This window comes from Brevundimonas goettingensis, from assembly GCF_017487405.1.
GTDB classification, from domain to species: domain Bacteria; phylum Pseudomonadota; class Alphaproteobacteria; order Caulobacterales; family Caulobacteraceae; genus Brevundimonas; species Brevundimonas goettingensis.
Window position 1 is genome coordinate 1581735 of sequence record NZ_CP062222.1, and the last position, 21873, is coordinate 1603607.

Here is a 21873-nt window from a genome sequence, read left to right on the forward strand (position 1 = left end):
TCAGTTAATGCCTCTCAGCGGCTCAGATCCCGCTCGCATCCGCCATGGGTCCTCGGGACGAGCCCGAGGATGACGGCGTGGGCGTGACTGGGTGGAACTACGGCCTCATCCCACCCCGCAGGGCGTTACCGGAACTTCCGCAGTCCCCGCGGCCCCATCCGGCCCGCCCCGGCGCGCTTGCCGAGCCAGTCCTTCCAGTCGGGCCAGTTGCGGCGGCGGCCGCCTCCGTCGGCCCATTCGGGTCCGATCTCGCCGTTGAAGGCGCTGATGTCCTGCAGCCCGCCCTGTTTGTAGGACTGCAGCTTGACGCCCTTGCCACGGCCCATCTCGGGCAGCTCTTCCGCCTTGAAAATCAAGGTCTTGAGGTTCTCGCCGATCACCGCGACGTGGTCGGCCGCTCCGAGACGCAGGATGGCCAGGAGGTCGCCGTTCAGCACCTGCTTGCCGCCCCGCTTCTGGGCGACCATGTCGTCCTCGGGCGCGATGAAGCCATAGCCGGCCTTCGAGGCCACCAGCAGCTTGGCTCCCGGCTGGTAGGCCAGGACGGCGACGATGTCCGCCTTCTCCTCCAGCTCGATCATCAGACGCAGCGGCTCGCCGTGGCCACGCCCGCCGGCCAGCTTGTCGGCCCCGATCGTGAAGACCCGGCCGTCCGAGGCGGCGACCAGGATCTTGTCCGTGGTGAAGGCCGGCACGAGGTAGGCGAGCGCGTCGCCCTCCTTGAACTTGAGCTCCGACGGGTCCTCGACCTTGCCCTTGGCGGCGCGGATCCAGCCGCGCTCCGACAGGATGACGGTGATGGCCTCGCGCGGGATATAGGCCTCGGGCGCCACGAAGGCCGACGCATCCACAGCCTCGGCGATAGTCGTGCGGCGCGGCGAGATCATCACCTTGCGGACGGCCGCCAGGTCCTGGCCGATCTTCTTCCACTGCTTGGCCGGCGAGGTGGACAGGGCCTGCAGCATGGCCAGCTCCTCGGCCAGCGCCTTGTGCTCGTTCTCGATGGCCATCTCCTCGATCCGCGCCAACTGACGCAGGCGGGTGTCGAGGATGTAGTCGGCCTGCAGCTCGGTCAGGCCGAAGCGCGCGATCAGGACGGCCTTGGGCTGCTCCTCCTCCCGCACGATGCGGATGACCTCGTCGAGGTTCAGGAAGACGATCCGCAGGCCTTCCAACAGGTGCAGTCGCTTCTCGACCCGCTCGATCCGCCATTGGGCGCGGCGAACCAGAACGTCGCGGCGGTGGTCGAGGAAGGCCTGCAGACAGGCCTTCAGCCCCATGACGCCGGGCGTGCCCGTGGCATCCAGGACGTTCATGTTGATCGGGAAGCGGACCTCCAGATCGGAGAGCTTGAACAGGCTCTCCATCAGGACCTCGGGCTCGATGGTCCGGTTCTTGGGCTCGATGACCAGACGGATGTCCTCGGCCGACTCGTCGCGGACGTCGCCCAGCAGCGGGGCCTTCTTCTGCTCGATCAGCTCGGCCAGGGCCTCGATCAGCTTGGACTTCTGGACCTGGTAGGGCATCTCGGTGACGATGATCCGCCAGACGCCGCGGCCCAAGTCCTCGGTCTCCCAGCGGGCGCGCAGCCGCACCCCGCCCCGGCCGGTCTCATAGGCATCGAGGATCGAGGCGTGCCCCTCGACGGCGACGCCGCCGGTCGGGAAGTCCGGCCCCGGCACGATCTCGGCCAGTTCGGCGGTGGTGACGTCGGGCCGGTCCAGCAGCAGCTGGCAGGCGTCGATCAGCTCCCCGACGTTGTGCGGCGGGATCGAGGTCGCCATGCCCACGGCGATGCCCGACGACCCGTTGGCCAGCAGGTTGGGGAAGCCGGCCGGGAGGACCGTCGGCTCCTCGTCCTGGTCGTCGTAGGTCGGGCGGAAGTCGACCGCGTTCTGGTCGATGCCGTCCATCAGCAGGACGGCCGCGGCGGTCAGCTTGCACTCGGTGTAGCGCATGGCCGCGGCGTTATCGCCGTCGATGTTGCCGAAGTTGCCTTGGCCATCAACCAGCGGATAACGCTGGGAAAAATCTTGGGCCAGACGCACCAGGGCGTCATAGATGGAGGCGTCGCCGTGCGGGTGATAGCCGCCCATGACCTCGCCGACGACCTTGGCGCACTTGCGCGCCGCCGCCTGCGGGTTCAGCCGCATCTGGTGCATGGCGTAGAGGATGCGGCGGTGCACCGGCTTGAAGCCGTCGCGCACGTCCGGCAGGGCGCGGTTGGTGATCGTCGACAGGGCATAGGCCAGGTAGCGGCGGCTCAGCGCCGTCTCCATGGGCTCGTCGATGATACGGCCGCCCTCTGGGGGCGGAGGCGTGTGGATGGTCATGCGGGATCGAATCACTCAGGCGGATCGCGAAGTCTAGCCGGGATTGAACCGGACGCGCATCGACCGGGGATCGAACCGGGGACAGCCCACGCAATCCAGACGCTCCGTGGCGTCGGAAGCCGACATTCCCGTCACGCCCGAACGCCAAAGTCGAAACGGAGCGCACAGGCGGAACTTGTGGTTGAGGGAGCCGTTCTGTCTGTGAACCGCGTTATTGGACGCAGACCTTCCATGAAGACCCTGAGCCCCTGTCCGGACTTCGACCATCAGATCTTTGACCTGACGGTCATCGGCACGGCGCTGAAGGACCTTCAGCACCGCTTGGCGACTCCTGTCGGCGGCTTCCCCGCGGCGCCCCTGAGGGTGTTCCGATAGTCGGGTCCGGGCGCTAGAGCCGTCCCTGTTCCCTCAACTTGTCCACCATCCAGTCGCGCGCTGCCGGCAGCGGCTTGTTCTGGGGGTGGAAGACGAACTGCTCAAGGAAGTGGCCGGTCAGGTCCAGGCCAGCGCCGACGTCGCCTTCGCCGAGCCCGGCCTGGGCGCCGAGCATAAAGGGCGGCAGCTTCAGCATCTTGTCGGCATAAGGGGCGCCGGCCTCGCGGGAGACGGCGCGGCCGGTGCGGGGGCTGACGTAGATCAGGTCGTCGACAGTCCCTGTCGCGGCGCATCGCGACAGATCGAGGCCGAAGCCGAGATCCTCCAGCAGCCCGGCCTCGAAGCGGACGAAGATGGCGGGCCAGACCTCGGGGATCATGAAGGCGCTCATCAGGGCCTCGAAGGCCAGAAAGGCGCCGGGGTGGGCCTCACGCTCGGGCAGGGCTCCTTGCGTCACCGCGGTCGCGGCGGCAAGGCCGGTCAGGGCCAGGGGGTCGTCGAACAGGGCCGAGGCCCCCTCTCCCACCGCCTCCAGCCGGGCCGAGCCCAGATGGTCCGAGGTGCGGGCGCGGTAGTCGGCGATGACCCGCGACCCGGGCTGGAGGAAGGGCTTCATCTTGCGCGACGCACCGCCCGCAACATAGGCCGCGTGCCGCCCGTGGGTCTCGGTCAGCAGGTCGACGACGGCCCCAGTATCGCCATGCGCCCGCGCCGACAGGACGAAGGCCTCTTCCTGGAACTCCATCAGAGGGCCGGCTGCTCCGGCGTCGCCTTGATCGCGGCGACCACCGCCTTGGATGCCTCATTCGGGACGGCGAAGCTGAGCACGTACTGCTCGATCTTCCACTGGCCATCCACCAGCCGCAGCACGCCCGAGCCGCGCGTGGCCCCGTAGGAGGCGTTGGACAGTTGCTCATCGAACCAGGCCACGCAGCGGCAGTCGATGTCCGCGACGGTGATGACCCGGTCCGACGGGGTGTAGGTCCAGCCCTTGCCTTGCGCGAAGTAGGGCTCGGTGAAGGCCCGAAACTGGGCCATCGACCAGCGCTCGGTCCGGTCGGTGCCGATGAAGCGGGCGTCGGGGGTGAACAGGCTGAAGTAGGCCGTAGTGTCGGCGGCGGTCGAGGCAACGTTCAACTGATCGAGCACGGCCCCGATCCGGGCTTCCTCCGTCGCGGCCGGAGCGGTCTGGAGCGCAGCGACGAGCGCGAGGGCGATGACGGACATGGCGGCAGTTCCCGGTTTGTACGCCCCTTCATACGTCGGGTGTCGGCGGACGCCAACGCCTAACCCCGTCATCCTCGGGCTTGTCCCGAGGACCCATCGTTCAGCAAGCGGGACACGACCGGGTCCGCCGCGGCGTCACAGCGGCGGCGTCCTGTCCGAAGCCGCCATGGGTCCTCGGGACAAGCCCGAGGATGACGGATGTGGGAGAGCTTACTCACCGCTCTCCGGAACCGGATAGGTCTCCGGCTTCAACACCTTCGCCAGGGCGATCAGGTTGCGGGCGGCGTTGCGGCCGACGCGGTCGGAGTAGTCGTGGCCCTGATCTGTCTCGACATAGTCGGGGCCGGGTCCCGGGCCGAGGTGCCAGTAGGTCCAGCTCTGCGCCGGGATGGTGAAGCCCATGTCGATCAAGCCCTGGCTGATGGTCGCGACGATGTGGTGGGCGCCGTCCTCATTGCCGGTGATGACGATGCCCGCGACCTTGCCGAAGGCGACGGGGCGGCCACTGTCGTCGGTCTCGGCGAACCAGGCGTCCATCCTCTCCAGCGCGCGCAGGGCGACGCTGGACATCTGGCCCAGCCAGGTCGGGGTGGCGAAGACGACGATGTCGGCCGCCTTCAGCTTCGCATCGACCGAGGGCCAGTCGTCGCCCTCGCCCATGTCGCTCTCCACGCCCGGCTTGACGTTCAGGTCGACCAGACGGACCAGCTCGGTTTCCGCACCGCCCTTCTCCAGCTCGGCGATGACGACCTTGGCCAGGGCCTCGGTGCTGGAAGTCTCGGGCGAGGGCTTGAGGGTGCAGTTGAGGATCAGGGCCTTCATCGGTCGCTCCATCGGTGTGGGAAGACCAACAATCTCAGGCGCTTCGCGTTCCGCAGCGCTAATTTAACCGATCGGTTGACAATGCGCAGAGATCACCGTACTTAACTGACAGGTTAGATTTGAAGACGGACGATGCAGCCCACTCCCGATCCTCTTGATGCGAAGTTCGCGGCCCTGGCCGACCCGACCCGTCGGGCGATCCTGGCGCGGCTGACCGAGGGCGAGTGCAGCGTCAACGACCTGGCCGCGCCGTTCGACATGAGCCTGCCGGCGGTGTCGAAACATCTGAAGGTGCTGGAGAAGGCTGGCCTCATCTCACGCGGCAGGGAGGCCCAATGGCGCCCTGCCCGGCTGGAGCCGATGGGGATGAAGGGCATCGCCGAATGGCTGGAACACTACCGCCGGTACTGGGACAAGAGTTTCAACCGGCTGGACGACTATCTGCGCAAGATTCAGAAGGGAAACGACGATGGCAAACGAAACTGAAGCCCAGCACCCCAACGACAATCCGTGCGACACCGACGGGGCGGCCCACGCCTTCGATCTGGTGCTGGAACGGATCATCGACGCCCCGCCCGAGAAGGTCTTCAAGGCCTATACCGACCCGGCGATCTTGGCCCAGTGGTTCGCGCCCAAGCCCTGGACGATCACCGACGCCATCGTCGAACCGCGCGCCGGCGGCCGCTTCAACTTCACCATGCACGGCCCGAACGGCGAGGTGTTCCCGAACTCGGGGATCTTCCTTGAGGTCGTGCCGAACCGCCGCCTGATCTCGACGGACGCCTTCACCCCCGAATGGAAGCCCGCCGGCCAACCCTTCATGACCGCGCGGATCGAGATGGAGCCCACGGCCGACGGCAAGACCAGATACAAGGCCACCGCCAGCCACTGGAACGAAGCCACCATGAAGCAGCACGAGCAGATGGGCTTCCAAGACGGCTGGGGCCAGGTCGCCGACCAGCTTGCCGAACTCGTGAAGACCCTCTGAGGACACGCCGATGACCATCGCCGTCGCCGAAGCCCCCGCCACCCGCCCGACCCTGAAGATGCAGCGCACCTTCGACGCGCCGCGCGATCTGGTGTGGCGGGCCTGGTCCAACCCGGAGATTCTTGTCCTCTGGATGGGGCCGGTGGAATGGCCGGCGGTGTCGGCGACGTGCGACTTCCGGGTCGGCGGCGCCTGGCGCATCTGCCTCCGCTCGCCCGCCACCGGAGAGGACCTTTGGCAGAGCGGGATCTATACCGAGATCGACGCCCCGCGCCGGCTGGCCTTCACCTTCAAATGGGACGAGAGCCACGAGGACGGGCCGCCGGTCGACACCCAGGTCAGCATCGACTTCGACGAGACCGCCGACGGCCGGACCGTCATGGACTTCACCCACGAGGGGCTGAAGTCCGAACAGAGCCTGACCGGCCACAAGCATGGCTGGACCTCGACCGCCGACCGGCTGGAGGCCTGGCTCGCCGCCAACCCCGACTGACATTCCTTATCGGAGACGCCGTGATGAAGATCGTGACCAGCGTAAGCCTGCCCGGCACCTGCCGCGAGGCGTTCGACTTCTACGCCCGGGTTCTGGGCGGGGAGATCACCACCGCCATCCGCTATGGCGAGGCCTTCCCCGATGGGCCGCCCGAGGTGGCGGACAAGCTGATGTACTGCTGGCTGCAGGTCGGGGACCAGGCCATCCTGGGCTCGGACATGCATCCGGACCATGCCCCCGACATGCACAAGCCCAAGGACGGCTTCGATATCACCCTGCATTTCGACACGGTCGAGGAGGCGCGGCGCGTCTTTGACGGCCTGTCGGAAGGCGGCCAGGTCGAGATGCCCTTCGGCGTCAACGACTGCGCCCCGGGCTTCAGCGGCTTCACCGACCGGTTCGGGGTGCCGTGGATGACCAATGTCGTCGCGCCGACCGAGAACGCCTGATCCAACCCCAACAAAGAAGAGGAAACGCGTCATGAAACTGGTCACCAGCCTGAGCTTCCAGGGCGAATGCCGCCAGGCCTTCGAATTCTATCAGTCGGTCCTGGGCGGCGAGATCAAGGCCTTCTCATTCGGCGACGGACCGCCCGACATGCCGATCGATCCCAAATACAAGGACTGGCTGATGCACGGCTGGCTGGAGATCGACGGCCAGGCCCTGATGGGCGCGGACATGCCGCCCGAGTTCGCGCCCAATATCGACAAGCCCAAGAACGGCTTCGACGTCACCTTCCATTCGGATGACGCAGCGGAATCCAAGCGGGTCTTCGATGGCCTGTCAGCCGGGGGCAAGGTCGGCATGGCCTTCAGCGAGACCTTCTGGTCGCCCGGCTATGGCTCCTTCACCGACAAGTTCGGGATTCCGTGGATGATCAACACCAATCCGTCGGAAGACTGGAAGCCGGGCGGCGCGGGCTGATGGCGCTGAAGGCCTCCCCCATGGTCTGGACGGGGCGCGTGCTCAGCGCCCTGTTCGTCCTGTTCATGCTCGGCGCCTCGGTCCTGCCCAAGCTCACGGGCATGGCCGTCGCCGGGGACACCCTGGAGCAGGTCGGCTGGTCGCGCGCCTGGGTCCTGCCGATCGGCATGATCGAGCTGACCTGCGTGCTTCTCTACATCTATCCGCGCACCAGCGTCTTCGGCGCAGTGGTCATGATGGGGCTGCTGGGTGGGGCGATGGCGACCCAGGTCCGCGTCGATGCGCCCCTGTTCAGCCACCAGCTGTTCAGCCTGTACCTCGGCCTGATCATGTGGGGCGGTCTGTGGCTGCGTGACCCGGCCCTGCGCGCCCTCTTCCCCTTCCGCCGCGCCGCCACGGCGCTCTGAGGAGCCATCCCGATGAGAAAACTGATCGGCGCCGCCTTCGTCAGCCTGGACGGGGTCATGCAGGCCCCGGGCGGGCCCGGCGAAGACCCGGACGGCGGCTTCGCCTTCGGCGGCTGGACCGCCCCCTTCTGGACCGAGGACGCCGACCCCTTCATGGGGGTGTTCGGCAAGACCGAGACGGAGCCCTTCGACCTGCTGCTGGGCCGCAAGACCTATGACATCTTCGCGGGCTACTGGCCGGTGCATCAGGAGCATCCGATCGGGCCCCTGTTCAACCGGGTGACCAAATATGTCGCCACCTCCTCGCCGGATACGCTGGAATGGGTCAACTCGGTCGGCCTGACCGGCGATGTGCCCGCTCGCGTAGCGGAACTGAAACAGGGCGACGGGCCGGACCTGCTGACCCAGGGGTCCAGCGTCCTGCTGCACGCTCTTCTGGCCCACGATCTGATCGACGAGCTGCGCTTGATGGTCTTTCCGCTGGTGCTCGGCGGGGGCAAGCGCTGGTTCGACGGTCTGTCGAAGCCGGGCGGCTTCGTGCTGGAGAAGAGCGAGACCACCAGCTCGGGCGTGATCTCCACCCTCTATCGCCGCGCGGGCGAGGTGAAGACGGGGACGGTCGGCGAGGGGTGACCGGCCGCCCCCGGCCCCTAGGCCCGGCGCGCCAACCGCTCGACCGTCTCAATCTCGGGACGGTCGGGCCTCGGCTCGTGGGCGCGGGCCGCCGCAGCTTCCAGCAGAACGGCCAGACGCTCGTCGCCGTCCCATCGCGCCATCTGGGCCAGTTCCATGCACATCCCGCCGATATATTCGCGCACCGGATAATCCTTCTCGCGCCCCGTCGCCGGCGGTTCCGAGCGGGGTTTGGGGTCGGGCTGCTGGACCGGAGAGGCGTCGCGCGACATGGGGGGATCCTGTGAATCGCGGTTAATGAGGAACAAGAGCACAACTTTAAGTAAGGTTGCAACCTTTCCGGGAAGTTGTGTTGGATCAACCTCTGCTGATTGACACGCCGCCCGGCGCCAACCACGTTCGCGCCCTCCCCAACAGACTGCGCTGTAATGAACCTCGTCATCGTCGAGAGCCCGGCCAAGGCCAAGACCATCAACAAATACCTCGGCTCCGGTTACGAGGTCCTCGCCTCCTACGGCCATATCCGTGACCTTCCGTCCAAGGACGGGTCGGTCAAGCCGGACGATGACTTCGCCATGGAATGGGAGGTCGACGCCCGCGGCTCCAAGCGCATGTCCGAAATCGCCGAGGCCGCCAAACGCGCCGACCGCGTCATCCTCGCGACCGACCCGGATCGCGAAGGCGAAGCGATCAGCTGGCACGTGCTCGAGGTTCTGAACAAGAAGAAGGCGCTCAAGGACACCCACGTCGAGCGCGTGACCTTCAACGCCATCACCAAGACCGCGGTTCTCGAGGCCATGGCCGCGCCGCGCCAGATCGACATGGAGCTGGTCGAGGCCTATCTCGCCCGCCGAGCCCTGGACTATCTGGTCGGCTTCACCCTGTCGCCGGTGCTGTGGCGCAAGCTGCCCGGCGCCCGTTCGGCGGGCCGGGTGCAGTCGGTCGCCCTGCGTATCGTCGTCGACCGCGAGATGGAGATCGAGCGGTTCAAGGCCCAGGAATACTGGTCGGTCGAGGCCGATCTGGCCGCCGACAGCCCGCCCTTCACGACCCGTCTGGTCAAGCACGCCGGCAAGCGGATCCAACGTCTGGACATCCCCTCGGAAGCTGTCGCCTTCGCCGCCCGCGATGCGATCAACGCCGGCGACTTCACCATCAAGTCCATCGAGAAGAAGCCGGTCCGCCGCTTCCCCTCCCCGCCCTTCACCACCTCGACCCTGCAGCAGGAGGCATCGCGCAAGCTCGGCTTCAACGCCCAGCGCACCATGCAGGCGGCGCAGAAGCTGTACGAGGGCGTAGACGAGACGGGCGGCCTGATCACCTATATGCGGACCGACGGCGTCCAGACGACGCCCGAGGGCATCGCCCAGGCGCGCGAGGTCATCGCCGGCCAGTTCGGCCCCGCCTTCGTCCCGGCCGAGCCGCGCTACTACAAGACCAAGGCCAAGAACGCCCAGGAGGCGCACGAGGCCATCCGCCCGACCAACATCGCGCGCCACCCCGACAGCCTGCGTCTCGATGGCGACCTGCAGCGGCTCTATGAGCTGATCTGGAAGCGGATGGTCGCGTCGCAGATGGAGGCCGCGCGTCTGGACCGGACCACGGTCGACGTCGAGACTTCTGACGGCCAGACGGCCCTGCGCGCCACCGGCCAGGTGGTCACCTTCGACGGCTTCCTTGCCGTCTATGAAGAGGGCCGCGACGAGAAGCAGAAGGGCGCCGAGACGGACGAGGACGACGATTCGACCCGCCTGCCGACGCTGAAGGAAGGCGCCAAGGCCAAGGTCGAGGCGATCCGCACCGAGCAGCATTTCACCGAGCCGCCGCCGCGCTTCTCGGAAGCCACTCTGGTCAAGAAGCTGGAAGAGCTCGGCATCGGCCGTCCCTCGACCTATGCCTCCATCCTGACCACCCTGCGCGACCGCGAATACGTCCGCACCGACAAGAACCGCTTCTATCCCGAGGACAAGGGACGGCTTGTCACGGCCTTCCTGGAGCAGTTCTTCCGCAAATGGGTCGAGTACGACTTCACCGCGGCGCTGGAGACGCGCCTCGACGAGGTCTCGGCCGGCGATTTGAACTGGAAGGTGCTGCTGCGCGAGTTCTGGTCCGACTTCCATGTCGCCACGGCGGCGGCGGGAGAGCTGCGCACCACGGCCATCCTGGACGCCCTGAACGAGTCGCTCGGGCCGCACATCTTCCCGCAGAAGGAGGACGGCTCGGACCCGCGCGCCTGCCCGACCTGCGGCGTCGGCCAGCTCAGCCTGAAGACCAGCCGCTTCGGCGCCTTCGTCGGCTGTTCGCGCTATCCGGACTGCAAATACACCCGGCCCGTGGCCTCTCCGGATTCGGAAGCGGCGGCGGACGGCGGCGATCGCGAACTGGGTCTGGACCCGGAGACCAACCAGCCGGTCCATCTGAAGATCGGCCGCTTCGGCCCCTATGTGGAAACCACTCCGCCCGAGGCGGACAAGCCGAAACGCTCGTCCCTGCCCAAGGGCTGGAGCCCAGCGTCGCTGACGCTGGACCAGGCCCTGCGCCTGCTGGCCCTGCCGCGCGAGGTAGGGATGCACCCCGAGGATGGCAAGCCGATCACCGCGGGTCTCGGGCGCTATGGGCCCTTCGTCCTGCACGCCGGGACCTACGCCAATGTCGCGGATATCGACGAGGTGTTCGAGATCGGGCTGAACCGCGCCGTGGTCCTGCTGGCCGAGAAGCGGGCGGGCAAGTTCGCCGGTCGCGGCGCGGCCGTGGCCCCGCTCAAGGACCTGGGCGCCCACCCGGAGACGGGCGAGCCGATCCACGTCATGGCCGGCCGCTTCGGCCCCTATGTGAAGTCGGGCAAGATCAACGCCACCCTGCCCAAGGGCACGGCGCCCGAGGATCTGACGCTGGAAGTCGCCCTGCCGCTTCTGGCCGCCCGCGCCGCCGCCGCCCCGTCCAAGGGCAAGAAGGCGCCGGCGAAGAAGGCCGCCCCCAAGGCGGCAGGCGAGAAGAAGCCGGCGACCAAGAAGGCCACCGCGAAGAAGCCCGCCGCCAAGAAGGCTCCGGCGAAGAAGCCGGCCGCCAAAAAGGCCGCCGCCGAGGATTGATCCGGACGGTGGAAGAGACTCGCTCTCTTCCACCGCTCATCCCGGCGAATGCCGGGATCCAGATTCACATCGAGTGTTTGAAGTTTCGCACCGCCGGCATCCTTGCGGCGGACACGGCGTCTGGACCTGGATCCCGGCATTCGCCGGGATGAGCGGTGATTAGCGTGAGTACGATCATCGAAGCCGATCAGAAAATCCCCGGCCTGCGCGAACAGGGCGCGACGCGGCTCGCCCTGTTCATTCCGGGCGTGATCCTCTCCGCCTGGGCGCCGCTGGTGCCGTACGTGAAGGCGCGCGCCGGACTGGATGAAGGCGCGCTGGGCCTGCTGCTGCTCTGCCTCGGACTGGGGTCGATCCTGGCCATGCCGCTGTCGGGCGCCTGGGCGCGCAAGGCCGGGTGCAGGACGGTGATCACCGTCGCGACCGTCGCCGCCGTCCTGATGCTGCCGGTGCTGGCGACCTCCGCCAGCGTGCCGGGCCTGGCCGTCGCCCTGTTCGTGTTCGGGGCGGGTATCGGCTCGATGGACTGCGTGGCCAACATCCAGGCCGTGATCGTCGAAAGGGCCAGCGGGAAGACGCTGATGTCCGGCTTTCACGGCTTCTACAGCCTGGGCGGGCTCGCGGGCGCGGGCGGATCGGCGGCGCTGCTGACCTTGGGCGTCGCGCCGTTGGGGGTGGCCGGGATCGTGGTCGTGCTGACGGCGGGCCTGCTGCTGTGGGCGCGGCCCGGGCTCCTGCCCTATGCGGCGAAGGGTGACGGGCCCGCCTTCGCCTTGCCGCACGGCGTCGTCGTCTTCATCGCGGCGCTCTGCTTCGTGGTCTTCCTCGCCGAGGGCGCGGCCCTGGACTGGAGCGCCGTCTTCCTGACGGCCGAGCGCGGGGTTGAGCCTGCCATGGCCGGCCTCGGCTTCGCGGCCTTCAGCCTGACGATGACGGCGGGCCGGCTGATTGGCGACCGGATCGTCGAGCGGCTGGGCCGCGCGCGGGTGCTGCTGTTCGGCGGTCTGCTGGCGGCGACGGGAATGGCGGTGGCGGTGCTGGTCCCCGCCTGGCCGGCGGCGCTCGTGGGATACGCCCTGCTTGGCGCGGGCTGTTCCAACCTCGTACCCGTCCTGTTCAGCGCCATCGGCCGCCAGACCGACATGCCGGAACATCTCGCCGTGCCGGCGGTGACTACGGTCGGCTATGCGGGCATCCTCGCCGGGCCCGCCGGCATCGGCTGGATCGCCCACGCCTCCAGCCTGCCGCTGGCTTTCGGGGTTGTGGCTGGGCTGCTCGCACTGGTGGCGACGAGCAGCCAGCTGCTCAAGCTCTAGCCCAGCCCGGCATTACGACCGAATTCGACGCATCAGCGGGCGATAAGACGCTTGTTCCGGACGTTCCACGTTCTCAATGTTCTTGCTTTGTTCTGTTCTGCTGTTATCGTCCCCTCATGTCCATCCCGGCGACGAAGCCTCTGCAGACGAAAGGACGCGGCGCCCGCACCAACGCCTCCGGCCGGTACGAACCGGTCGCCCATGAAGCCTTCGACGACGGCTGGACGCCGGAAGACGAGGCCCCCGAGCCCTTGCGGACCACGCTCACGCCCGAGCACGCCCGCACCATTATCGCCAAGAACACCTCCCCGGACGTCGGTTTCGACCGCTCCATCAACCCGTACAAAGGCTGCGAACATGGATGCATCTACTGTTATGCCCGCCCGTCCCATGCCTGGATGGGCCTATCCCCGGGCCTGGATTTCGAGAGCCGGATCTTCTTCAAGCCCGAGGGAGCGCGTCTCCTGGAACAGGAGCTCTCAGCCCGGAAATACGTCTGCAAACGTATCCACATAGGCGGCAACACCGACCCCTATCAGCCGGTCGAGCGGGAGCTGAAATCGACGCGGGGGATCCTTGAGGTCATGCAGCGGTTCAACCAGCCGTTCTCGATCATCACCAAGTCGAACCTGATCACCCGCGACATCGACATCCTCGGCCCCATGGGACGCGAGGGACTGGCGACGGCCTTCGTCTCGATCACCACCCTGGACCGGGGGCTGGCGCGGGCGATGGAGCCTCGGGCCTCGACGCCGCAGCGACGGCTGGATGCGGTCAAGGCGCTTGCCGATGCGGGCGTGCCCGTCGGCGTCGGCTTCGCACCCGTGATCCCCGGCCTCAACGACCACGAGATGGAGGCGGTGCTGGAAGCGGCGGCGAAAGCCGGAGCCCAGACGGCGATGTACGTCACCCTGCGCCTGCCGCTGGAGATCAAGGACCTGTTCCGCGAATGGCTGGCCGACGTGCGGCCCGACCGCGCCGCCCGGGTCATGTCCCTGATCCGCCAGACGCGCGGCGGCAAGGACTATGACGCCGACTGGGCCCAGCGGATGAAGGGGTCCGGCCCCGTCGCCCAGCTGATCTCCACCCGGTTCAAGGCGGCCATCAAACGCTATGGCCTCGATCAGGAGCGGCATGTGCTGGATGTGACGAAATTCCGCGTGCCGGCGGATGCCCGGGCGCAGCTGGAGTTGTTTTGAGGGTCGAGGGTCCGCCAAGCGTCGAAGGTCGAGGGTGGATATCTCCTACCGCTCATCCCGGCGACCGCCGGGATCCAGATTCACATGGGGCCCCAAGAGTCTCATGCTGTTCGGGCCGCCGCAGCAAACAGGGCGTCTGGATCTGGATCCCGGCATTCGCCGGGATGAGCGGTGAAATGGGATAGAGCGCCTGAAGAGAGCGAGACGCCGAAGCCGAGGCGGCAACCCATTGGGCTGGAGCGACTTTGGTAGCCATGGAACACGAAAAGCCACCCGCCATCAAAAACCCGGGCCGCGCCCGCAAGGCCTTCGCGGTCATTCTGGGCCTGATCGCCATCCTCGCCGTGGCGGCCTATGTCCTCGCCCTGGGGCATCAGGAAACCAAGGCGCCCGATCCGGTGCGAGGCGACGGGGTCGCGCCCCTGCAGGAGGCCGTGCCGGGGACCTCCAAGCCGGGCTCCCCCGGCTAGGTCAAAAGAGCCAGGTCAGAGGGGAGCGGCTCAGACCGCCTCCCCCTTCGCCCGACGGCGGAACAGGTGCAGCAGGGGCTCGGTATAGCCGCTCGGCTGTTCCACCCCTTCGAAGACGAGGGCGCGGGCGGCCTGATACGCCAGACTATCAGCCTCGCCGCCGGACAGCGGCTGATACAGGGGGTCGTCGGCGTTCTGGGCATCGACCTTGACGGCCATCCGGGCGAAGGCGGCGTCGATCTCTTCGTCCGTACAGACCCCGTGCAGCCGCCAGTTGGCCATGTGCTGGGACGAGATGCGCAGGGTCGCGCGGTCCTCCATCAGGCCGATGTCGTGGATGTCGGGCACCTTGGAGCAGCCGACGCCCTGATCGATCCAGCGCACGACATAGCCGAGGATGCCCTGGGCGTTGTTGTCCAGCTCGGCCCGGACCTCATCCGGCGACCAGTTATGTCCGGCCGCCAGCGGGATGGTCAGCAGGCGCGACAGGGCCGCGATCGGCTCGGCCTCGCGCTCGGCCTGCCGCGCGAAGACGTCGACGCGGTGATAATGGGTGGCGTGCAGCACGGCGGCCGTCGGCGACGGCACCCAGGCGGTGTTGGCGCCCGAGCGCGGGTGACCGATCTTCTGCTCCAGCATGTCGGCCATCCGGTCGGGCGCCGCCCACATGCCCTTGCCGATCTGGGCCTTGCCCGACAGGCCGCAGGCCAAGCCGATCTGGACGTTGCGATCCTCATAGGCCGCGATCCAGTCCGAGGCCTTCATCTCGGCCTTGCGAACCATGGCGCCGGCCCGCATCGAGGTGTGCATCTCGTCGCCGGTGCGGTCGAGGAAGCCGGTGTTGATGAAGACGATCCGGTCCTTCACGGCGTGGATGCAGGCCGCGAGATTGGCCGAGGTTCGGCGCTCCTCGTCCATGACCCCGACCTTGATCGTGTGCCGCTCCAGACCCAGCAGGTCCTCGACGGCGTCGAACAGCCGGTTGGTGAAGCCGGCCTCCTCCGGCCCGTGCATCTTGGGTTTGACGATATAGATCGAGCCGGCGCGGCTGTTGCGGAACCGCCCCTCCCCTTTCAGGTCGTGGATCGCGATCAGGCTGGTGACGATGGCGTCGAGGATGCCCTCGGGCGCCTCTGCGCCGTTCGCCAGACGCACGGCGGGGGTGGTCATCAGGTGCCCGACATTGCGCACGAACATCAGGCTGCGGCCCGGCAGGACCAGCTCCGAACCGTTCGGCGCGGTATAGGTCCGGTCGGTATTCAGTGTACGGACCATCGACCGTCCACCCTTGTCGAATCCGGCCTGAAGATCGCCCTTCATCAGGCCCAGCCAGTTGGCATAGGCCGCGACCTTGTCCTCGGCGTCGACGGCGGCGACGGAGTCCTCGAGGTCGGCGATCGTGGACAGGGCGGCTTCGAGAACCACGTCGGCGATGCCCGCCGGATCGCTCGCCCCGATCGGATGGGCGCGGTCGACGACCACCTCGATATGCAGGCCGTTGTGGCGGAACAGCAGATTGTCACCGGCGCGGCCGACGAACTGGGCCGCGTCGGCCAGCGCCGGGTCGCCGCCCGTGAAGTCAGTCCAGCTCCCGCTCGCCAGAGGCACGGCCTCGTCGAGGAAGGCCTTGGCCCAGGCGATGACCTGCGCGCCGCGTTCGGGGTCATAGCCCTTGCTCGCCGCCGCGCCCGGGATCGCGTCCGTGCCGTAGAGGGCGTCGTACAGGCTGCCCCAGCGCGCGTTGGCGGCGTTCAGCAGGAAGCGGGCGTTGAGGATCGGCACGACCAGCTGGGCGCCGGCCAGGGCCGCGACCTCGGCGTCGACCTTCGTCGGCTGAATGGCGAAGGGGGCGGGTTCGGCGACCAGATAGCCGATCTCGCGCAGGAAGGCCTCATAGGCGGCCGGGTCGGGCTGGCCCGGTTGGGCCAGATGCCAGGCGTCGATCTTCGCCTGCAGATCGTCGCGCTTCGCCAGCAGGGCCGCGTTCTCGGGCGCGAAACGGGCGAAGACGTCGGCGACGCCGGTCCAGAAGGCGGCGGCGTCGAGGCCGGTCCCGGGCAGGGCCTCACCGTCGATGAAGGCGGTCAGGGATTGGGCGACCTTGAGGCCGGCCTTGTCGATCATCTGTTCCATGGCCGAAGGATAGACCGGGCTGGGTATGCGCGGTAGAGATATAAAACGAAAGACAGTCATTCCTCAGAAGAACAGATATGCTGGACCCTGACTACGCCCTGTTCGCCCGAGTGGTCGCCGCCGGAAGCCTGTCGGCGGCGGCGCGCGACATGGGCATCTCGCCCGCCATGGCGTCCAAGCGAATGGCGCGGCTGGAGGCGCGGCTGGGCGCGCGGCTGATCCATCGGACCACGCGGCGGCTGGCCCTGACCGAACAGGGCGAGGGCTTCCATCGGGATGTGCTCGGTATCCTGGCGGCGGTCGAGGCGGCCGAGGCGCGGCTGCGCGGACCGGGCGATGGCCTGTCGGGACCGGTGCGGCTGTCGGCGCCGACGTCCTTCGGGCGGATGCATCTGGCGCCGCATCTGAAGCCGTTTCTGGACCGGCATCCGGGGATCCAGCTGACGCTCGACCTGTCCGACGGCTTCTCCGACCTGATCGCCGAGAAGATCGATCTGGCGATCCGGATTTCGTCGGGCGTCGCGCCCGGACTGGACGCGCGCCGACTGGCGACCAGCCGTCGCATCCTGTGCGCCGCGCCGGCCTATCTGGAGATGCACGGCGCGCCCGCGAGCCTGACCGATCTGGCGAACCATCGGCTGGTGGCGGCCGAGGGCCAGCTGCCCTGGCGGCTGACGACCGGCAAGCGACAAGTCGAGGTGAGCGGCGTCAGCCATGTCCGCACCAACTCCAGCGAGGTGGTGCGCGAGCTCGCTCTTTCGGGGCTGGGCGTCGCCCTGCGCTCGCTGTGGGACGTGTCGGAGGAACTGGCCTCGGGGCAGCTGGTCCGCGTCCTGCCCGAGGTCGAGGGGGCCGCCGACGTCGGCATCCATGCGGTGCGGCCGCGTGGCGAACCCTCGGCCGCCGTCGCCGCCCTGACCGACTTCATCGCCGGGCTCTACAGCCCCGCGCCGTGGGAAGACGACTAACCACGCAGACGCAGAATCGGCCGATATTCTGGTGATCCGGGCCGCCGTTCCTATCTGGACGAGAGGCCCCTCTTCCCGCCAGAACTGACGCTTCATGCCCATCCGCCGCCTTCCGCCCGAGACCGTCAACCGCATCGCCGCCGGCGAGGTGGTCGAGCGGCCGGCCAGCGCCATCAAGGAGCTGGTCGAAAACGCCCTTGATGCGGGCGCGCGGCGGGTCGAGGTCCAGGCGGACGGCGGCGGACTGGCGCGCATCCTGATCGCCGACGACGGGCACGGGATGGCGGCTGACCAACTGGCCCTGGCGGTCGAGCGGCACGCCACCTCCAAGCTGGAGCCCGATGACGCGGGCGACGTCGACCTGCTGCGGATCAACACCCTGGGCTTCCGCGGCGAGGCCCTGCCCTCGATCGGCTCGGTGGCACGGCTGACCATCACCAGCCGTCCGAAAGAGGGCGGCGACGCCCATATGATCCATGTCGAGGGCGGGGATCAGAAGGCGGTCGCGCCCGCCGGCTTCCCCGGGCCGCACGGGGCGCGGGTCGAGGTGCGCGACCTGTTCTACGCCACCCCGGCACGGCTGAAGTTCATGAAGTCCGAGCGGGCCGAGGCCATGGCCATCTCTGACGAGATCAAGCGTCAGGCCATGGCGCATGAGAGCGTCGCCTTCACCCTGGACCTCGACGGCAAGACGGTCCTGCGCCTGCCCGCCGAACATCCGGGCGACGAGGGTCGGCTGAAGCGACTGGCCGCCCTGCTCGGCCGCGATTTCGAGGCCAACGCCCTGCTGATCGATCAGGAGCGGGATGGCGTGCGCCTCAGCGGCTATGCGGGCCTGCCAACCTATTCGCGGGGCAATGCGGCGCATCAGTATCTGTTCGTCAACGGCCGCCCGGTGCGCGACCGGCTCCTGCAGGGGGCGCTGCGCGGCGCCTATGCCGACTTCCTCGCCCGCGACCGCCACCCGGCGGCGGTGCTCTTCCTCGAGGTCGATCCGCTGTATGTCGACGTCAACGTCCATCCGGCCAAGGCGGAGGTGCGGTTCCGCGATCCGGCACTGGTGCGCGGGCTCATTGTCGGCGGACTGAGGCATGCGCTGGCCGCCGCCGGACACCGGGCCTCGACGACGGTGGCGGCGGATGCGCTGGCGGGTTTCACGGCCCATACAGGTGCGCCGAGCCCGAACTATCCTGCATGGAGCCCGTCCACGCCCTCGGCGACGAGCTTCAGTGGGTGGCAGGGCTGGGAGGCGCCGCCCGTGCGCCCCGTGACCGGCGTCCTGCCGGGACTGAACGAACAATCGGCGCGGGTCGAGCAGGTGTCGCCCAGCTTTGCCTCATGGCCCAGCCAAGGCGGATCGGGCGCGGCGCCCGACTACGTCGACCATCCGCTGGGCGCCGCCCGGGCCCAGGTGCACGGCACCTATATCGTCGCCCAGACGCGCGACGGCATCGTGGTGGTGGACCAGCACGCGGCCCACGAGCGGCTCGTCTATGAGAAGATGAAGGTGCAGATGGCGGCCGGGTCGGTGACGCGGCAGGCCCTGCTGACGCCCGAGGTCGTCGAGCTGGATCCGTCCGAAGCCGACCGGGTCGTGGCCAAGGCGGACGAACTGGCCGAGCTGGGCCTGATCGTCGAGGCCTTCGGCGCCGGGGCGGTGCTGGTGCGCGAGACTCCGGCCCTGCTGGGCGACACGGACGTTCAAGGCCTGATCCGCGATATCGCCGACGACCTGTCCGAACACGGGGCGGCGCTGGCCTTGAGCGAACGTCTGGGCGAGGTCTGCGGCACCATGGCCTGCCACGGCTCGGTCCGCGCCGGCCGCGTGCTGTCGGCGCCCGAGATGAACGCCCTGCTCCGCCAGATGGAGGCCACCCCCCACTCCGGACAGTGCAACCACGGTCGCCCGACCTATGTCGAGCTGAAGCTGGGCGACCTCGAGAAGCTGTTCGGGCGGCGGTGATCTCAAACACCGCTCATCCCCGCGAAAGCCGGGATCCAGATTGCAGATCAGGCCTCAGGAGGTTCGCACTGCTCGAGCCCTTGCGGCACAGACGGCGTGTGAATCTGGATCCCGACTTCGTCGGGATGAGCGGAGAAGAGAGTCATGAAGCCATCCATCCTCTTCGTGTGCCTCGGCAACATCTGTCGCTCGCCGCTGGCCGAGGCGGCGATGAAGGCCGAGGCGGGTCGACTGGGGCTCGACATCGAGATCGAGTCGGCGGGGACCGGCGGCTGGCACGTCGGCGATCCGCCGGACCGGAGGGCTCAGGCGACAGCGCGGCGGCACGGGGTGGATATCTCGGGCTATCGGGGGCGGCAGGTGAAGGCGGAGGACTTCCGCCACTTCACACATATCGTGGCGCTGGATGCTGACAATCTGGCCAACCTGAAGCGGCTGCGGCCGAAGGACGGGACGGCGGCGCTGAGCCTGCTGCTGGACCATGCCGGGCGGCAGGGACAGTCGGTGGCCGACCCCTACTATGGCGATGACGCCGGGTTCGAGACGACCTGGCGGGAGGTCAGCGCAGGGGCCGCGGGGCTGGCGAAGGAACTGGCGCCGACTTCCTAGCGCCTTCTGGGCCCTGACATGAACAGCCGGGGCTGCGAGCGGCGGACCAGCCAGAGGTTGGCGGTCGCCAGCAGCAGGACGACGGCGGCGCCCGCCTGGTGCAACCCACCCAGCCACAAGGGTACGGCGTTGATCAGGGTGACGATCCCCAGCAGGGCCTGCAGCCACAGGGCGCCCGCGACAAGGAAGGCCGAGAAGCCCAGCCCCTCGGCCAGCCGCCAGCGCCAGGCCTGGACAGCATAGGCCGTGCCGCCGATCAGCAGGGCGTAGGCCCAGATGCGGTGATTGAACTGGACCAGGGCCTGATCGTGCAGGAAGGCGATGGCGCCTTTCCCCCATTCGACAGGCGGGAAGAACCCACCGTTCATCAGCGGCCAGTCGGTATAGACGAAGCCCGCCTTGGCCCCGGCGACGAGGCCGCCCAGCAGGCACTGGACGAAGACCGCGACCAGAAGGGCAGTGGCGCCCCGGCTCCAGCCCTCGGGCGAGCGCGAATGCTCCTGCCCGGCCCAGGCCTCCAGCCCCGTCCAGATCAGGCCCATGAAGATCAGGAGGGCGAGGCCCAGATGGATGGTCAGCCGCTCGGGCGCGACGTCGACGCGGACCGACAGGCCGCTCGTCACCATCCACCAGCCGATCAGCCCCTGAAGCCCGCCCATGGCCAGCAGGACCAGGCAGCGCCAGATCAGTCGACGCGGGATGCGTTTGATCACCACGAAGACGACGAAGGGCAGGAAGAACACCACACCGACCAGCCGCCCGACCAGCCGGTGCAGCCACTCCCACCAGAAGATGCCCTGAAACTCCGACAGACTCATGCCCGCGTTGATCTGGGCGTACTGGGGGATGGCCTTGTACTTCTGGAAGGCGTCGGCCCAGGCGGCGTCGGACATCGGCGGGATGGCGCCCATGATCGGCTTCCACTCGGTGATCGACAGGCCGGAGCCGGTCAGGCGGGTGACGCCCCCGATCACCACCATGGCGAAGACCATGGCGGCGCAGAGGAACAGCCAGATGGCGACCGAACGGCTCTGGTCGCGGTACGCGAAACGGTTCATTCGACGCCCGATGTCCTGACGGCTATGCTAGGGGTCGGGAAGGACCCCGGACCGTGGCGGTATGCCCGCCCGGGGCGACAAGATCAAAGACGATTTCGCAGCCCGGCGCGGCGCGAAAGTCGAACACGGTTGGAGGAACAAGGGCTTGCAATACGCCGACATCGTCATCGCCGCCCTGGGTGTTCTGGCCGTGGCCTGGATCGCCGACCTGCTGAGCGGCAAGCGCGGCTATTTCGCCGCCCTGCTGGTCGCCGGAGTCGGCGCCGTGTGCGGCTGGTTTCTGCCGATCCGGGTGTTCGCAAACACCACGATGGACAGCTGGCAGTGGGTGATCTGGGCGCTGGGCGGGGCGGTGTTCAGCCTGGTGGCCTACTACCTGTTCCGGAACAAGCGCTGATGGGCCCCAAGCTCGGTCCTCGCGCCCGGCGGGCCGTCGCGGCGCTGGGCGTCGTCGGCTTCCTGATCTTCTACGTCTGGGCTGTGATCTCGATCGGCTCCCATCTGCCCGACAACCAGATCGTGCGGCTGCTCTACTACGGCATCGCCGGCATCGCCTGGGGCTTCCCCCTGCTGCCCCTGCTGAGCTGGGCCGAGAAGAAGCCGAAATAACCGATAGCGGAATTGCAAAGGGGCCGCCCGAAAGCGACCCCTTCAACCAACCGTCTTCATGAAGAAGATGGTCGGAGCGACAGGATTCGAACCTGCGACCCCTTGACCCCCAGCGGCCTCTCGCCCCTTTTTCACCACAGTTCAGGACGGTTCAAATCTGTTCTAAACTGCTGTTTTCCTTTTATTTTTTGAAACTCCGACAGTTCGCGGCTATTCTCTGAGTTCCTGCATTTTGCTCCCCATATGTGCCCCAA

The 21873-nt window shown here is 67.9% G+C and carries 24 protein-coding genes; 17 read left to right on the forward strand and 7 right to left on the reverse strand.

Going from position 1 to position 21873, the window contains the following annotated elements; translation table 11 throughout:
- Positions 1-125 precede the first annotated feature (125 nt).
- Complete coding sequence (gene parC, locus IFJ75_RS07855) at positions 126-2333, reverse strand: DNA topoisomerase IV subunit A (RefSeq protein ID WP_207932030.1); 2208 nt, start codon at positions 2331-2333, stop codon at positions 126-128.
- Positions 2334-2564: 231 nt separating this feature from the next.
- Here parC and IFJ75_RS07860 point away from each other — a divergent pair, with 231 nt between their 5' ends.
- The gene (locus IFJ75_RS07860; RefSeq protein WP_207932031.1) at positions 2565-2708 is read left to right on the forward strand and encodes a hypothetical protein; all 144 of its coding nucleotides are present in this window, start codon (positions 2565-2567) and stop codon (positions 2706-2708) included.
- 13 nt (positions 2709-2721) lie between these two features.
- Here IFJ75_RS07860 and recO read toward each other — a convergent pair whose 3' ends face one another.
- The 3 genes from recO to IFJ75_RS07875 all read right to left on the reverse strand — a co-directional run bounded on the left by recO (position 2722) and on the right by IFJ75_RS07875 (position 4757).
- The gene (recO, locus tag IFJ75_RS07865) at positions 2722-3453 is read right to left on the reverse strand and encodes a DNA repair protein RecO (RefSeq protein WP_207932032.1); all 732 of its coding nucleotides are present in this window, start codon (positions 3451-3453) and stop codon (positions 2722-2724) included.
- Positions 3453-3935, reverse strand: coding sequence for a nuclear transport factor 2 family protein (locus tag IFJ75_RS07870; RefSeq protein WP_207932033.1), 483 nt, complete (start codon positions 3933-3935; stop codon positions 3453-3455). Before IFJ75_RS07870 ends, recO begins: the two co-directional genes overlap by 1 nt.
- A 210-nt stretch (positions 3936-4145) precedes the next feature.
- Positions 4146-4757: a flavodoxin family protein gene (locus IFJ75_RS07875; protein ID WP_207932034.1), complete on the reverse strand. Its 612-nt coding sequence runs from the start codon at positions 4755-4757 to the stop codon at positions 4146-4148.
- A gap of 132 nt (positions 4758-4889) precedes the next feature.
- On the opposite strand from IFJ75_RS07875, the gene IFJ75_RS07880 reads away from it, so the two are divergent.
- The 7 genes from IFJ75_RS07880 to IFJ75_RS07910 are packed head-to-tail and all read left to right on the forward strand — an operon-like array spanning position 4890 to position 8202.
- A complete protein-coding gene (locus IFJ75_RS07880; protein WP_207932035.1) occupies positions 4890-5243 on the forward strand; it encodes an ArsR/SmtB family transcription factor in 354 nt (117 codons plus the stop codon).
- Complete coding sequence (locus tag IFJ75_RS07885; RefSeq protein WP_207932036.1) at positions 5227-5745, forward strand: SRPBCC family protein; 519 nt, start codon at positions 5227-5229, stop codon at positions 5743-5745. Before IFJ75_RS07880 ends, IFJ75_RS07885 begins: the two co-directional genes overlap by 17 nt.
- 10 nt (positions 5746-5755) lie before the next feature.
- Positions 5756-6238, forward strand: coding sequence for an SRPBCC family protein (locus IFJ75_RS07890; protein WP_207932037.1), 483 nt, complete (start codon positions 5756-5758; stop codon positions 6236-6238).
- Between the two features lie 23 nt (positions 6239-6261).
- A complete protein-coding gene (locus IFJ75_RS07895; RefSeq protein ID WP_207932038.1) occupies positions 6262-6687 on the forward strand; it encodes a VOC family protein in 426 nt (141 codons plus the stop codon).
- 31 nt (positions 6688-6718) lie between these two features.
- Positions 6719-7162 carry a VOC family protein gene (locus tag IFJ75_RS07900; protein WP_207932039.1) on the forward strand — a complete coding sequence of 148 codons (444 nt, stop codon included), beginning with the start codon at positions 6719-6721 and terminating at the stop codon, positions 7160-7162.
- Positions 7162-7569 carry a DoxX family protein gene (locus IFJ75_RS07905; protein WP_207932040.1) on the forward strand — a complete coding sequence of 136 codons (408 nt, stop codon included), beginning with the start codon at positions 7162-7164 and terminating at the stop codon, positions 7567-7569. Before IFJ75_RS07900 ends, IFJ75_RS07905 begins: the two co-directional genes overlap by 1 nt.
- Before the next feature lie 12 nt (positions 7570-7581).
- Positions 7582-8202, forward strand: a complete 621-nt coding sequence (locus IFJ75_RS07910) for a dihydrofolate reductase family protein (protein ID WP_207932041.1) — start codon at positions 7582-7584, stop codon at positions 8200-8202.
- A 17-nt stretch (positions 8203-8219) separates the two neighbouring features.
- On the opposite strand, the gene IFJ75_RS07915 is transcribed toward IFJ75_RS07910, so the two are convergent.
- Positions 8220-8474, reverse strand: coding sequence for a hypothetical protein (locus IFJ75_RS07915; RefSeq protein WP_207932042.1), 255 nt, complete (start codon positions 8472-8474; stop codon positions 8220-8222).
- A 156-nt stretch (positions 8475-8630) separates the two neighbouring features.
- Between IFJ75_RS07915 and topA the strand changes: the two genes are divergently transcribed.
- The 4 genes from topA to IFJ75_RS07935 all read left to right on the forward strand — a co-directional run bounded on the left by topA (position 8631) and on the right by IFJ75_RS07935 (position 14279).
- Positions 8631-11294: a type I DNA topoisomerase gene (topA, locus tag IFJ75_RS07920; RefSeq protein WP_207932043.1), complete on the forward strand. Its 2664-nt coding sequence runs from the start codon at positions 8631-8633 to the stop codon at positions 11292-11294.
- 164 nt (positions 11295-11458) lie between these two features.
- Positions 11459-12610 carry an MFS transporter gene (locus IFJ75_RS07925; protein ID WP_207932044.1) on the forward strand — a complete coding sequence of 384 codons (1152 nt, stop codon included), beginning with the start codon at positions 11459-11461 and terminating at the stop codon, positions 12608-12610.
- A gap of 116 nt (positions 12611-12726) precedes the next feature.
- Positions 12727-13809, forward strand: a complete 1083-nt coding sequence (locus tag IFJ75_RS07930; RefSeq protein WP_207932045.1) for a PA0069 family radical SAM protein — start codon at positions 12727-12729, stop codon at positions 13807-13809.
- A gap of 254 nt (positions 13810-14063) precedes the next feature.
- A complete protein-coding gene (locus tag IFJ75_RS07935; RefSeq protein WP_207932046.1) occupies positions 14064-14279 on the forward strand; it encodes a hypothetical protein in 216 nt (71 codons plus the stop codon).
- Between the two features lie 30 nt (positions 14280-14309).
- Here the strand turns inward: IFJ75_RS07935 and IFJ75_RS07940 are convergent, their stop codons facing one another.
- Positions 14310-16412 (reverse strand): malate synthase G, encoded by a 2103-nt coding sequence (locus IFJ75_RS07940; RefSeq protein ID WP_225897046.1) that lies wholly within the window; start codon positions 16410-16412, stop codon positions 14310-14312.
- Between the two features lie 77 nt (positions 16413-16489).
- Between IFJ75_RS07940 and IFJ75_RS07945 the strand changes: the two genes are divergently transcribed.
- The 3 genes from IFJ75_RS07945 to IFJ75_RS07955 all read left to right on the forward strand — a co-directional run bounded on the left by IFJ75_RS07945 (position 16490) and on the right by IFJ75_RS07955 (position 19952).
- Positions 16490-17380: a LysR family transcriptional regulator gene (locus IFJ75_RS07945; protein WP_207932047.1), complete on the forward strand. Its 891-nt coding sequence runs from the start codon at positions 16490-16492 to the stop codon at positions 17378-17380.
- A 94-nt stretch (positions 17381-17474) separates the two neighbouring features.
- Positions 17475-19343 (forward strand): DNA mismatch repair endonuclease MutL, encoded by a 1869-nt coding sequence (mutL, locus tag IFJ75_RS07950; protein ID WP_207932048.1) that lies wholly within the window; start codon positions 17475-17477, stop codon positions 19341-19343.
- Positions 19344-19487: 144 nt separating this feature from the next.
- Positions 19488-19952 carry a low molecular weight protein-tyrosine-phosphatase gene (locus IFJ75_RS07955; RefSeq protein WP_207932049.1) on the forward strand — a complete coding sequence of 155 codons (465 nt, stop codon included), beginning with the start codon at positions 19488-19490 and terminating at the stop codon, positions 19950-19952.
- On the opposite strand, the gene IFJ75_RS07960 is transcribed toward IFJ75_RS07955, so the two are convergent.
- Positions 19949-21010: a COX15/CtaA family protein gene (locus IFJ75_RS07960; RefSeq protein WP_207932050.1), complete on the reverse strand. Its 1062-nt coding sequence runs from the start codon at positions 21008-21010 to the stop codon at positions 19949-19951. The two genes, IFJ75_RS07955 and IFJ75_RS07960, sit on opposite strands and share 4 nt — an antisense overlap.
- A 145-nt stretch (positions 21011-21155) precedes the next feature.
- Between IFJ75_RS07960 and IFJ75_RS07965 the strand changes: the two genes are divergently transcribed.
- Together IFJ75_RS07965 and IFJ75_RS07970 are read left to right on the forward strand one after the other, a co-directional pair.
- A complete protein-coding gene (locus tag IFJ75_RS07965) occupies positions 21156-21407 on the forward strand; it encodes a transglycosylase (RefSeq protein WP_207932051.1) in 252 nt (83 codons plus the stop codon).
- Positions 21407-21619, forward strand: coding sequence for a DUF2842 domain-containing protein (locus tag IFJ75_RS07970; protein ID WP_207932052.1), 213 nt, complete (start codon positions 21407-21409; stop codon positions 21617-21619). The genes IFJ75_RS07965 and IFJ75_RS07970 overlap by 1 nt, the downstream gene beginning before the upstream one ends.
- Positions 21620-21873 lie beyond the last annotated feature (254 nt).